This window comes from Clostridium beijerinckii HUN142, assembly GCF_000621745.1.
Lineage (GTDB): Bacteria > Bacillota > Clostridia > Clostridiales > Clostridiaceae > Clostridium > Clostridium beijerinckii_A.
Genome location: NZ_JHXK01000013.1, coordinates 188,034 through 200,987, shown reverse-complemented (window position 1 = coordinate 200,987; position 12,954 = coordinate 188,034). Strand labels below are relative to the sequence as shown.

At 27.6% G+C, this 12,954-nt stretch carries 13 protein-coding genes; 3 read left to right on the top strand and 10 right to left on the bottom strand.

Annotation, left to right across the window (positions count from 1 at the left end; genetic code table 11):
- Positions 1-193: 193 nt before the first annotated feature.
- The 4 genes from T483_RS0108740 to T483_RS0108725 form a co-directional block, all read right to left on the bottom strand.
- Entirely contained in the window at positions 194-1,120 is a 927-nt protein-coding gene (locus tag T483_RS0108740) for a ribonuclease Z (RefSeq protein ID WP_026886517.1), read from the bottom strand.
- Positions 1,121-1,192: 72 nt separating this feature from the next.
- Positions 1,193-1,972: a peroxide stress protein YaaA gene (yaaA, locus tag T483_RS0108735; RefSeq protein ID WP_026886516.1), complete on the bottom strand. Its 780-nt coding sequence runs from the start codon at positions 1,970-1,972 to the stop codon at positions 1,193-1,195.
- 126 nt (positions 1,973-2,098) lie between these two features.
- Entirely contained in the window at positions 2,099-2,254 is a 156-nt protein-coding gene (locus tag T483_RS31560) for a hypothetical protein (protein ID WP_196244861.1), read from the bottom strand.
- A 531-nt stretch (positions 2,255-2,785) separates the two neighbouring features.
- A complete protein-coding gene (locus T483_RS0108725; protein ID WP_026886515.1) occupies positions 2,786-3,382 on the bottom strand; it encodes an FMN-dependent NADH-azoreductase in 597 nt (198 codons plus the stop codon).
- 363 nt (positions 3,383-3,745) lie between these two features.
- On the opposite strand from T483_RS0108725, the gene T483_RS0108720 reads away from it, so the two are divergent.
- Together T483_RS0108720 and T483_RS0108715 are read left to right on the top strand one after the other, a co-directional pair.
- Entirely contained in the window at positions 3,746-4,234 is a 489-nt protein-coding gene (locus tag T483_RS0108720) for an RNA polymerase sigma factor (protein ID WP_026886514.1), read from the top strand.
- Complete coding sequence (locus T483_RS0108715; RefSeq protein WP_026886513.1) at positions 4,227-5,618, top strand: hypothetical protein; 1,392 nt, start codon at positions 4,227-4,229, stop codon at positions 5,616-5,618. The genes T483_RS0108720 and T483_RS0108715 overlap by 8 nt, the downstream gene beginning before the upstream one ends.
- A gap of 103 nt (positions 5,619-5,721) precedes the next feature.
- Here T483_RS0108715 and T483_RS0108710 read toward each other — a convergent pair whose 3' ends face one another.
- Positions 5,722-6,957 (bottom strand): hypothetical protein, encoded by a 1,236-nt coding sequence (locus T483_RS0108710; RefSeq protein WP_026886512.1) that lies wholly within the window; start codon positions 6,955-6,957, stop codon positions 5,722-5,724.
- A 496-nt stretch (positions 6,958-7,453) separates the two neighbouring features.
- On the opposite strand from T483_RS0108710, the gene T483_RS0108705 reads away from it, so the two are divergent.
- Complete coding sequence (locus T483_RS0108705; RefSeq protein ID WP_026886511.1) at positions 7,454-7,756, top strand: hypothetical protein; 303 nt, start codon at positions 7,454-7,456, stop codon at positions 7,754-7,756.
- Between the two features lie 176 nt (positions 7,757-7,932).
- Here the strand turns inward: T483_RS0108705 and T483_RS0108700 are convergent, their stop codons facing one another.
- The 5 genes from T483_RS0108700 to T483_RS0108680 all read right to left on the bottom strand — a co-directional run bounded on the left by T483_RS0108700 (position 7,933) and on the right by T483_RS0108680 (position 12,929).
- Complete coding sequence (locus T483_RS0108700; RefSeq protein ID WP_026886510.1) at positions 7,933-9,447, bottom strand: sensor histidine kinase; 1,515 nt, start codon at positions 9,445-9,447, stop codon at positions 7,933-7,935.
- Between the two features lie 2 nt (positions 9,448-9,449).
- On the bottom strand, positions 9,450-10,127 hold the full coding sequence (locus T483_RS0108695) for a response regulator (protein WP_026886509.1): 678 nt from the start codon (positions 10,125-10,127) through the stop codon (positions 9,450-9,452).
- Between the two features lie 153 nt (positions 10,128-10,280).
- Positions 10,281-10,787, bottom strand: coding sequence for an NUDIX hydrolase (locus T483_RS0108690; protein ID WP_026886508.1), 507 nt, complete (start codon positions 10,785-10,787; stop codon positions 10,281-10,283).
- A 305-nt stretch (positions 10,788-11,092) separates the two neighbouring features.
- Complete coding sequence (locus tag T483_RS0108685) at positions 11,093-12,316, bottom strand: macrolide family glycosyltransferase (protein WP_026886507.1); 1,224 nt, start codon at positions 12,314-12,316, stop codon at positions 11,093-11,095.
- A 160-nt stretch (positions 12,317-12,476) separates the two neighbouring features.
- On the bottom strand, positions 12,477-12,929 hold the full coding sequence (locus T483_RS0108680; protein ID WP_026886506.1) for a hypothetical protein: 453 nt from the start codon (positions 12,927-12,929) through the stop codon (positions 12,477-12,479).
- Positions 12,930-12,954: the final 25 nt, after the last annotated feature.

The following is a 12,954-nucleotide window of genomic DNA, read 5'->3' as shown; positions in this document are numbered from 1 at the left end:
CATTGGCTATTTATATATGTAAAAATTATATAATTTGATTTTTCAAATACACGACTAGCTTAAATCTATATTAATTTTCTTATTATCTAGGCATAGCTTCAAAACTATATTAACATTTATACTATTATAATCAAATATTAAAATAAAAAAACATAAAACTAATATTCAAAATCAGTTCTATGTTTCTCCTGAACTAATCTCCATTAAAATTTAAAGTTGCTTTATACCTATCAAAGCCAATTATAGTTTTATCGAAAACTTCATTTGCATTACTTAAGTATTCTTCTGGTTCATTCATCGCCGTTCCAAAATGAGTTAATAAAAGTTTTTTAACATTACCTTTTAGTGCTAAATCAGCAGCCTCTCTAAAAGTCATATGTTTATTTTTAATAGCTTTAGGTAAATCTTTATCATCTCCATAAGTACCCTCACAAATAAAATAATCACTATCATTAATAAATTCTATTATATTTTCAATTGGTCTTGTATCTGTAATTATACTAACTTTTATTCCTTTTCTCTCTTCCCCCATTACCATATCATTCGTGTATAAAACACCATCTAATAAAAGATTTTTTTCATTTCTTTGTAGCCTATTCCACAGAGTTTTAGGAACTTTATTCTTTTCAGCTTTCTCTACATCAAATTTAGGCTGCCGTTTAAAATAAAAGCAATAGCCTATACATGGTGAAGAATGATCTAACTCTAGAACTGATATATCTATATCTAAATTTATACTATCATCAAATAATTTAAATGTTTCTTTAGGATTTTCTATTATATTAATTTCATAAGGCAACCAATTTGCTATTACTCTTAATTTTTCTACTGTTTCTCTTATTCCTTCCGGTCCTATAATTGTTATTGGCTCAGTTCTTCCACTATTTCCTATCGTTCCAAGAAGTCCTGGAAGTCCTACAATATGGTCGCCATGGATATGAGTGATGCAAATAATATCTATAGACTTAAATCCTGTATTCGATATTCTCATTGATACTTGAGTTCCTTCACCACAGTCAACCAAGATCTTCCTACCTCTATAATTTATCAATGTAGCTGATAGAAATCTATTGGGCATAGGCATTCCGCCTCCGCAACCTAATAAAAGTATATCAATCATCTAATTTCACCTCCTTTATGTAAAACACATTAAATTAGCTTGTCTAAAAGCAAGTAAATCCAAGATTATCTACTACCTATTATGCATATCTCTAGTAAATACTAAGTCTGTCTCATTAGATAACTCTTCATTAAATTCATAACCATCGTGATTAAATTTTCTTAATTCCTCTAAATCTTCTATTTTATTTCTTATAATAAAAGATGTCATCAGCCCTCTTGCTCTTTTCGCCATTATGGTTATTATTTTATATTCCCCGTCTCTATATTCCTTAAATATTGGTGTTATAACCTTTATATCACCTATTGTTTTAATATCTTCTATTGCTTTGAAATATTCATAAGAAGCTAAATTAACAATGGTCTTATTTTTACGTATTTCTATATCTTTCAAAATACTATTTATTAATTTATTTCCCCAATAATCATATAGATTTTTAAAATCACCAATACTTAACCTTGTTGCCATTTCTAGCCTATATAAATTTATCCCATCAAAGGGCTTTAAAACTCCATAAAGTCCGGATAAGATTCTCAAGTTATCATTTGCATAAAAATAATCCTCCATTGTATAACTCCCTACATCAAGTCCTTTAAAAACTTCACCTTTAAATGCAACTAGACATTGCCTTGCAAATTCTAAAGACTCTGACCAATTTTGAAATCTTTGAGTATTCAATTTTGCTAACTTAGGACTTATTTTCATAAGCTTTTCCAAAGAAAAATTATCATACTTTTTCAATTCCTCAATTAATTCTCTGGCCTCATTTAAGAAATACGGCTTAGTCATTGGTAATGTTTCATTAAATTTAGAAAAATCTAAAGTTTTGGCTGGGGAAATTACTATCATCATTAAGTTTCTCCGCCTTTCATTTATAATATACTCTCCTAGTTAATATGACTGTATTATTAAATACTTACTTTTCAGGCTACATCTTAAAGTTTTCCTTCGCCATACAATTTTTATTTTACCGCCCTATTACCTATCAAATAAACCTCCACCGTTACCCACTTTTACACCTTTAGAATGTTTTCCTATAACTTTTTTTGCCTTTTGATTATTCTTACTACTATTATTTTTTTGCTTCTTTTCCTCAATTATTTTTTTCATAATTTCCATGCTTTTATCGTTCATGTAAAATTCCTCCATTTATAATATATTTGTTTCTGCATTTTAATATTAATAGAACACTTTGCTTATTAGATCTTTAAATGTAGATTTATTATTGTAACATATATAATATAGTTTAATATTCACAAAATTATTTTACAACGTAGAAGTTTATGATTGCTACATAAAAATATTTTTTAATAATTTATGAATGTTTTTCTAACACTTACACGCAGAAATAATAGAATAGATAAAAAAGAGTTTGAAATGCTATATATAGCAAATAAGAGTTTATCCTAAAAGATTTACTTAGATATAGTTCTACCTATTACGAATTTCCAGATAGCAACCTAACTTATAGAAGTAATTTTAATAAATGATGTGATTTTTGAGATATTGAGTTGCATATATTTGGGTTCCTATTAATGCAAAGTAGACTAATATCATAAATATATGCTATTTTAACCTCAATATATCTAGAATTAAATTAATCATTCTTAATTAGTCTATTTAATAGCTAGACTAATTAAGAATGAATAAATGATCTTGTTATATTTAGAAGCTTTTGGCAGTTTCTTTAGCTCTATTGATAGCTTCTTCTATTATTTTATCAACATTTTCTCCTTGTACATCTAATTTTTCAGCTGAGATAGTGGTAATATCTTTAATTCCAAAAAAGCCCAGTATACTTCTTAAATAAATACCATCAAGTTCATATGGTGTTTCAGTATACGATCCACCTCTTGCTGCAATATATACAGCCTTTTTATTTTCTAAAAGTCCTACTGCTCCTTCTTGTGTGTATTTAAATGAGATCCCTACTACACTTATATAATCAACATATGCCTTTAATATCGCTGGAATACTTAAATTCCACATTGGTGCTGCTATCACATATTTATCAGCTTCTGCAAATTGATATGCATATTTAAGTGTTGGATGAGTTTTACTTTCGTCATTTTTAGGTCCGAATACTGTATCTAGATCCTTACTTCTTAGAAAATCTATATCTTCTTTATACAAATCTAATGTAATAATTTCATCATCAAGATTATTTTTTTTGTATTCATCTATGAAGTTATCTGAAATTTTAAAAGTTCTTGACTGACCTTCCGGTTTTACATTTGCTTTAATATATAATACTTTGCTCATATATCTATCTCCCTTACTACGTTATTCATATATAAGTTTGCACAGCTTTTTCATTTCTATTACTAAAAAGTGAGAGTTTTCTTTTACCTTGATTTCTCCCTATCAGTTGCTCCAATATATTTCAGAAAAAGTGCTTTTATATTATATGTTATTTAGTTTAATGACAGACATATATGAAAATATTATTTTTCGAATTTTGATTGATTAAATTATTAATATCTTTTAAAGTATTCTATATACGATTATTACTCTTATATCCTTATTCTAATAAATTGAAATTCATCATAAACTAAGAAAATTATTATCGTTTGCAAAATTTTGTTGTTATAAATCGTATTAAGTATTGGAGGGGGTAAAAATCAAATGGATGAGTTGGACAATAAAAAAGGTTACATTCATTACTTAATAGAAACGTATTCCGATATGCTGATTCGAATTTCGTATTCATATATGAAAAATTTAAGTGATGCCGAAGACATAACCCAAGAGGTTTTTATAAAATTACTTGAAAAACAACCTGATTTTAAGAACGAAACACATGAGAAATCCTGGTTAATTAGGGTTGCTATAAATTTAAGTAAAGATAAATTAAAGTCTTCTTATTTTAAAAATACTACATCATTAGAAGATGATTTTGTTGATACAACTCAGGAGGATAATGATGTAATCCAAGCAGTACTTAACCTGCCAGTAAAATATAGAAGTATCGTTTTTTTATATTATTATGAGAATTATAGTATTTCTGAAATTTCTAATATTTTAAACATAAAGGAATCTACTGTAGGTTCACAACTTAGCAGAGGACGAAAATTGCTAAAATCTATACTAAATGAGGATTTTGAATATGAATAAAATTAAGAGCTCTTTTTCCAAAATAAAAGCAAGTGAAGAATTTAAAGACAAGCTAAAAATGGAATTACTAAATGATGCTTCACAATTAAGAAAAAAAATAAATAAAAATTATTCTCCACTTGGATTAAAAGCTGCTGCTGTCTTATTAATACTTTTAGGTACCGCTAGTTTTAAGCTAATTATAAATAATACATATAAACACCAAAATATAGATGCGGGAAATACGACATATGCCTCAAAAGATGACTTAGATAAATTCACTAATGATAATTCAATTTCTTCTCCTGTTTCTAACAAAAATGATAACCATACTATTGATAATAGTAAATCAAATGTAAAAGCTGAAAACTCTGCTGATATAGAAAATAGTTCAAATTTTCATGATAATTCACCAATTACCAACAATAACAATAATAATAGCACTAATAAAGTTAAGTATTCTAAAGAGACACCTTCGGGAGATATTAACACTAATGAAAATATAGCACCAGTTTCCCAGAATTCTAATAATAATAATTTAACACCTTCAAATGATATAAATTCACCACAATATGCAACAACTTCAAACACTACTAATAATAATTCTAACAAGAATGCGGCTTTATCCCTTAATTCAACCTTGAGAAGTTTTAGTTCGAATGCAGTGTACATTCCAAAATTCCAAATACCAACTATTCAAGAAAAAACTAAATACGTAAAAATGGTTCCGTTAATTATTTACAATGGAAATGTATATATCAAATCCCCTATATCCATAGATTCAAAAAACTCAAAAAATATTTTAGGCAGAAAAATCGGTACTACAACAGGTGGATTAAATAACTTTAATCCTATGAACACCTATTCTAAAAATATCATTTCTAATATAGGAATTACTGATGTATATGCCGTAAACGGATATGACGAGGATTTTAGAATAATGACTAATGTAACTTTAAGTGATGGGACGAATTACCCCGAAATTTATGAGTGCCTTAATGGAATTACAATAACTACTGGTAATGACTTTTTCGGAAAACTTAATCTCCCGGGAAATATCGTAAATGCCAAAGTTCAAATTCAAACATTTAGTAATTCGAATAATGAAAAAGAAAACTTCTATACAACTAGTGATCCTAGTTTTCTTAATTCTTTTGTTCGAGAACTAAACAATTCAACTCCATATCTACCAGAAAATATAGAGAATTCTTTAGATGACTATAAAAATAATGATAAATGTAAAAAGATATTCTTGGATTTAAAAGATGGTAGTAAAAATGTTCCTTTTACGATATTAAGGAATGGTTATATATACTATGGAGAATCTCCTACAATCTACTTTAAAATTAGCACTAACTTTATAAATGAAATTTGGGGTACCCCCTCTATAATTAGCGCTAATTGACCTGTGAATAAAAAAATAGTAGGGTCTATCTGTTATATTCCCTACTATTTTTATAAAAGTCTTCTTACCATAACATATTTATCAATAATCTCGTTAAATAATTCTACTCTAGTGGCTTTGAATCCACAAATTCTTTAACCACTTCATCACAATTTTCAATATTTATAAAAAATATTACACTATAATAGATGTTATTTTCTTTCCAGACATAATTAACCTGAGGTACAATACCTCCTTGTGAACGTTTAAATACTTGATTGTTTTTAATTTTTAATTCTTGAATTTTTTGCTCTACATTTCCTTCTTTATTAGTTTTAGTATACTTATTTTTCATCATTTCATCATAAGCTGATGAGTTCATGGACTGATTAAATGTTATTGAACCATTTTTGTTTGAGTACGAATTACTTATTTCATAGCATGTTTTTTCTTTGTTATTATTCAAATGTCCAATTAATCTAGCAATAGAGTTAGTTATACTTATATCATTATTAATTCTAATCGGAAATTTAGGATCAAATCCAAGAGCATTTTTTGATTTTTCTATATCATCCCTATCATAAATGTTCATTTCTACATTTCCATCATTAAAATCCTTTATGCAATAATTTGAATCTTTTATTTCTTGAGGATATTTTAACGATTTCACTATATTTTTTATATCATCACTTGAAAATTCTAATGAGTTATTGCTACTCTTTTCACTTTTAGACTCTGATTTATATTCCACACTATACCATAATCCATCATCTTTCCATGAAAAATAATTATTAACAGCTTTTATTTCGCTTAATTGGTTTTCTATAGCTTTCTTTACCGGAAATGTGGTTGTTAAAATAACACTTAATCCATTTATATCTCCTACTTTCATAGGCTGCTTAGAGATTTCCACTTGAGAATTTTCTAATGCCTTAGATTTTTCACTCTCTATCGCTTTTAGTGACTCTAAAGGATCTTGTTCAGATATTTGAAGTGAACATATTCCATCTTTATTTCCATAAATTATTTCTAAAACGTTATCCTTATTGGAAAGCTTTCTAAATTGAAGGCCCTGTACTTTATAGCTCTCTGGAAAAAAATCTGGAACTTTAAATTTGAAGTCTGCTACTTGCTCCACTCTTTTTATATCATTGTAAAATTTTATAGGTGCATCAATAATAAATTTATGTTGTTCCTTCATCATATTAGTACTATCTGAACTCATTTCATAAATGCTATTTCCTTGTGCAGCTTCAACCATTATAAAATTTGTAAAAAATACTGCTGTTATTGCTATGCAGCTTAAAATAATTCTTGTCGATTTTTTATTATTGTCTATATTTCTTGACACTTTCCCCACTGTATTCCTCCTTTATATGCATTATTGTTTTCCTTTCGTTTAAAGATACTTTGTAATTATTCCAATAATTTGAGAATAAAAGAACCACTGATCCCAATTCTAAATAATTTATAGAAATCATATATAGATAAGTTTAGCTATCTCTTAATATCTAACAATATAATTATTGTAATAATTTTACAATAATTATATCATAACTTTTACTTTATTAAATTTGTTTTTATAAAACATTTTTTCTTATTTTTCAAACATTTAGTCCCTATTTTTACTTATTTTTTTATTTTTGTTATGTCTAAAAGAATAATTATATACAACTACAGATAATAGCGTCCTCTACTAGATATGCTCTTTTATAAGAATATAATTGCTCTAATGTAATAAATCACTATTTGTCTATTTATCTTAGCTATATTATAATTAGGTATAACAATACTTATTATTAAAACTTACATATCTCAATAACTAAACTACCTTTTATGGAGGATGGCAAAATAATATGATAGATTTACTTTATAAGTTATTACCCATGGTATTCTTATTAACACTAAGTCAGGCTATCTATTTAAAATTCGATGAAAAATATAAATTTACAGATATAATAAATTCAAAAATTAAAATTCAACAAAAATGGAAGCAATTTTTCTGTATACTCTTTTTAATGATTTCTTTATTATTTATTGCCGCTATTGGTATTTATGTGATTGAAATTCCTACAATTGTTTACTCCATGTTATGTGGTGTTTTAACTGGTACAAGCATTGGTATTTCGAACAAAATAAAAATTAAAAATAATTTATAATATGTATTTTCTAGAAAATTTAGTTCATCGAAACTTATCTTAATCTATCAGGCTATATAAAATAAATAATTTTATTTTATATAAATTATCTTATTGAAAACTTATATATAAATTAGGGAGCTGCCGCTAACAGATTTTAATCTGATATATCGACAACTCCCTTTGTATTTTTATTTTTAATTTGCTACTGAACTTAAATTCATCTTATCAATTTCAAACCAAAAGTTAACTCCACCTTCAGTGTTTTCCACTCCATAAGCATTACTATGAAGATCTGCTATTGCCTTTACTATAGATAAGCCCAAGCCATACCCCCCATAAGCTCTTGTCCTAGCTTTATCTACTTTATAAAAGCTATTCCATATCTTATCCAAATATTCATCTGGTATATGCTTTCCTGTATTAAATACATTTATTCTTATTTTATCTTTAACACTAATCTTAGTTATCATAATGATCTTATTATTGTCTACATGATTAATTGCATTATTAATGTAGTTTGTAAGTATTTGCTCTATACGAGTCATATCTCCGTATACAATCACGCTTTCTCCGGGTTCAAATTTGATTTCTATGCTTTTTTCTTCGAAAGTTGATTTATATCTATTAAGTACATATTCTATTAATGATACTAAATTAAATTCTGTTTTTTCTATATGAAAATAACCAGATTCAATTTGTGATAAGTTTAATAGATCTCTTACTAATTTGTTCATTTTATCAGTTTCATTCATAATAACATCACAGTAAAATTTCCTATCTTCATCACTTTCTGTAACATTGCTTATAAGACCTTCTGCATAGCCTTGTATTACTGATAGCGGAGTTCTTAACTCATGAGAAACACTTGAGATAAATTCTTTTCTCATTTCATCTATTTTTCTTTCCTTCTCTATATCTTCTTCTAATTTCTTATTCTTTACATTCAATTCGGTAATTGCCCGACTTAGCTCTCCAGATAGATAATTAACACTTTGTCCAAGCTGTCCGATTTCATCTTTTCCATTTATATTGCATTTTTTACCAAAATCGAATTTAGCCATATTCTGCGCTATGCTATTTAATTCTAGTATTGGTTTTGTAAATCTTTTTGAAAACCAAAATGCCCATAAGCTACCTAAAAGTATAATTACTCCTCCAATAATTAATATAAATCTATTTGCAATATCAACACTTTCACTTATTGAGACTAATGGAACTCTTATAGCAAGGATGTCACCATTACTTATTTTGGTTACAAGAGTTAGAAAGTCTATTTTAAGTTGAACATCTCTTCTATTTTCAAATGTATACTTGCCCTCACTATATGTATTGTTAATCTTATCATTTTGAGCATCAGAATCTGGTGGTGGCTCCACATTAGGTCTAAATTTATTTCCCATATTATCAACTATATTTTTTTCATTTGGTAGACGTCTTGAAGATTTATATATTAGCTTACCATCTTTATCTCTAATATCAATACTGCCACCTACTATATTAGCGGTCCTATCCAATTCATCTTGGATATCATTTGGATCTCCGGTGTACATATCAACTAAATGTTTTGCATTATTTTCAAGCATATTTTCTTTATTCTTAATGTAGTATTGCTGAAGATATAAGTTATTTAATATCCATAAAGCAGAGATAAAAAAAACTAACAATAAAGTTATCGATAAAAAAAGTTTTGATCTTAATGACTTATTCATACTTATTCCTCAAACCTATAACCGTAACCACGTACTGTTTGTATATAATCACTTTTTCTATCTAACTTTATTCTTAATCTATTTATATGTGTATCCACTGTCCTTAAGTCCCCATAGTAATCATATCCCCATACCTTATCTAATATTTGCTCTCTACTTAATGCTTTCCCATAATTTTCAGAAAGATAAATCAATAGTTCATATTCCTTAGGACTTAAGTCAACAACTTCACCATCTATAACAACTTGATGGGCACTATGGTCTATTGTCAATCCATTAAAATCTTTGAGCTCCTTACCTCTCTCTTCTGAATTTGCTCTCCTCAGAACAGCATTAACCCTTGCTATTAGTATATTAGGACTAAATGGTTTTGATATATATTCGTCAGCTCCAATATCTAAACCAAAAACTTCATCAAATTCCTCTCCTCTTGCCGTCAGCATAATAATCGGAACTTTAGATTTCTTTCTTATCTCTCTACATACAGTGAAACCATCATATTCTGGCAACATGACATCAAGAATTATTAAATCTATATTTTCGTCACTAGAAAACAAATTCATAGCTTTCTTTCCATCACCAGCCTCAATTGTTAAATACCCTTGTTTTTTTAGAAAATCTGTTACAAGTTTTCTTATCAATGGTTCGTCATCAACAACTAGTATCCTTTTCCCCTTCATTATATCCCTCCACAAAAATATCTAATTATTCTTATTGTAGCTGATTTTTGTTACAAACATGTCACAGATCATTCTGTTATCTCAAAATAAACAAATATTGATATATGTATTATAAATTATCTTGTCTTATTTAATATAAATAACCAACTATCCCTAACATTCAATAATTTTATTCTTAATTAGCGATAAAATATCATAAATTTCTGGATATTCAAATAACTCTCCAGATAAAAGCATATTATTAAACCCTTCAATAGAGACAAGCTTTACGTTACTAACTTCTTCATTTTGAAGAATTAACTTGGATAATTCAATATCCTTATATACAAAATATATATCCCAAATAGAATTTTGACGAAATATTCTACGAATAAAATTTAATTCATCTTTTTCAAGAGATAATCCAATCTCCTCCTTAACTTCTCTCAAAGCGCCCTCTGATGTATCCTCTCCGCTAACCATACATCCTGTAGTTAGCCCCCACATATTAGGAAGTATATCTTTAGTACTTGATCTTTGTTGAATTAATATTTGGCTGTCACTATTAATTATCCATACTTCAGTTGCCAAATAATATTCTCCATCTTCTAGATTTTCAGAACGTTCTTTTTTTAATCCAGTTTTATAGCCTTTACTATTGTATATATCTCTTAATTCCATATTACATCTCCTATTCAATTAATATAAGCCTAATACTTAAATCATATATAAGCTTTATTCATTTTCGAAATATTATAATAAATTTACTACATAAATTATAATATTATATTTCATTTAATGCGAACTTCTTCAATATAAATTACAATTTATTAATCTCAAGACCACCATGTTATTGAGTGGTTTTCCGAATGCTAAAGCATAAAATAAATATCGCATAATTCAAATGAATTTGCGATATTCTAACACCCTATTTTTATATACAATAAATCCAAACCAATTAAATTTAATTTATCAATAGTTAAATACTATTTCATAGAATCTTTTAGCTTTATTATTTCATCAACTCCAACTTTATATCCTCCTGCTTCCCTTAAAGATTCACCTATCTTCTCACTGTTAAGCCTAAAATTATCATCTGATAGTATCTCAGCTACACATTTATTTAGCGCTTCCGGCGTAATTCTATTTTTTTCTATGACAATTCCTGCGCCAAGCTCAGCCACCCTATTAGCTACAAAAGGTTGATCAACTGATTGAGGTATTAAAATTAATGGTATGTTAAAGTATAAGCCTTCATTTGTACTATTCATACCACCATGAGTGATAAATACATCTGCATATTTTAATACTTCTAATTGTGGTACATAGTTACGAACTATAAAGTTGGATGGAATATTTTTAAACATACTTATATCAATTTTCCTGCCTACAGACATAATAACTTTTACATTCATATTGCAAAAAGCTTTAAAGCAACACTCATAGAATTCAGTAGAATTATTGAATATAGTTCCTAGAGATATATAAATTACCTTCTTATCCTCATCATTTGATAAATCAAAGTCGATACTTTCTTTTCTATCTATTACTGATGACCCAATAAATTTATAACTTTCATCAAAACTTTCGCTATATGGTTGAAAGTACTTAGATGTATATACAATATTAAGCATGCCTTTCTTTCCAGATCTATCTACCATGCTAGGAAACTTTATATTATACTTCTCTTGTAATTCATTGACAAATTCCACATAATTATGACTGCTTAGAATTTCTTTAATCTTTGGCTTAGCTCCTTCCATCTTTAACTTAAATTCTTGTGAGATTGGTAGATCTAACAAACTTTTTATTATTTTTTCATTTATTGCAAAAATGCTACTAGAAGAAATTGTTGGTATATTTAATACTCTTCCCACTTCTCCACCTAATACAAACGAAGAATCGTAAATAATATAATCAAATTTTTCATCTAATTTGAAGATCTCTTCGATTATTTCTTTAAAAGTATTAAGGGCATTCAATAGTTTTTCATTAGTTTCTAAATTTAAACTACTGGTAATTAAACTAGATAAATCAAATAAATTTTTATGCCCAATAAACTTAGCACCTGTTTTTTCTATTTTATCTCTAAACTCTTCTCCTGCTATATATGTAACATCTTCTCCCCTATTTATGAGCTCCCTAACTATTCCTATAGTTGGATTAACATGTCCGTGACCTAACATATTTACAAATAAAGCTTTTGACATTTTTTTCACTCCTTTGCCCTTATATATTTATAGTGATAATCCACAAATATTTGTTTATTTGCAAGACTTTCAATTTTAATTTTATGTTATCTAATTTTTTATTTAAAAAATCCACGTATTACTAAGAAGTAATCCATGGATTTTTATTTTTAAGAAAGATTTAAAACCTCTTATTGGGTTGGATTTGATATGCTGCCATGCTTATATTTTGGCAATACTCCGCATCAAAGTCTGGTACATCCCAATCTATTTCAGATTTATGGAACACGCCTTCATTGTGACTACCTTTTTCTATATATACTTCTCCATCCTGTATTACTGTAACTGGCATCAAGCTTCCAAACTTTACAGCTACTGGACCTTGTATAGTTTCATCGCTCATTTGCATAAATTTTCTATCCTTAGGAATAAAAATTCCATCACATTGCCAATCACTAGGAATAGTTTCTCCTGAGTGGAGAACATACCACGAATTATCATAGTTTCCTCCATCTGTTTCTCTTCTTGGTCCATATACAATAATAGTTTCAGATGTTGAATTCGTTATTATAGCATTCTGATCCTTATGTTCTAACTTTTTTTTAGTCGCAATAGTCATAGTTGAACTACTCATATTTCTCCTCCTTTGATTACTTTTT

Coding starts and splice junctions, on each gene's coding strand:
- T483_RS0108740 (WP_026886517.1), bottom strand. CDS start 1,120: ATGATTGATATACTTTTATTAGGTTGCGGAGGCGGAATGCCTATGCCC.
- yaaA (WP_026886516.1), bottom strand. CDS start 1,972: ATGATGATAGTAATTTCCCCAGCCAAAACTTTAGATTTTTCTAAATTT.
- T483_RS31560 (WP_196244861.1), bottom strand. CDS start 2,254: ATGAACGATAAAAGCATGGAAATTATGAAAAAAATAATTGAGGAAAAG.
- T483_RS0108725 (WP_026886515.1), bottom strand. CDS start 3,382: ATGAGCAAAGTATTATATATTAAAGCAAATGTAAAACCGGAAGGTCAG.
- T483_RS0108720 (WP_026886514.1), top strand. CDS start 3,746: ATGGATGAGTTGGACAATAAAAAAGGTTACATTCATTACTTAATAGAA.
- T483_RS0108715 (WP_026886513.1), top strand. CDS start 4,227: ATGAATAAAATTAAGAGCTCTTTTTCCAAAATAAAAGCAAGTGAAGAA.
- T483_RS0108705 (WP_026886511.1), top strand. CDS start 7,454: ATGATAGATTTACTTTATAAGTTATTACCCATGGTATTCTTATTAACA.
- T483_RS0108700 (WP_026886510.1), bottom strand. CDS start 9,447: ATGAATAAGTCATTAAGATCAAAACTTTTTTTATCGATAACTTTATTG.
- T483_RS0108695 (WP_026886509.1), bottom strand. CDS start 10,127: ATGAAGGGGAAAAGGATACTAGTTGTTGATGACGAACCATTGATAAGA.
- T483_RS0108690 (WP_026886508.1), bottom strand. CDS start 10,787: ATGGAATTAAGAGATATATACAATAGTAAAGGCTATAAAACTGGATTA.
- T483_RS0108685 (WP_026886507.1), bottom strand. CDS start 12,316: ATGTCAAAAGCTTTATTTGTAAATATGTTAGGTCACGGACATGTTAAT.
- T483_RS0108680 (WP_026886506.1), bottom strand. CDS start 12,929: ATGAGTAGTTCAACTATGACTATTGCGACTAAAAAAAAGTTAGAACAT.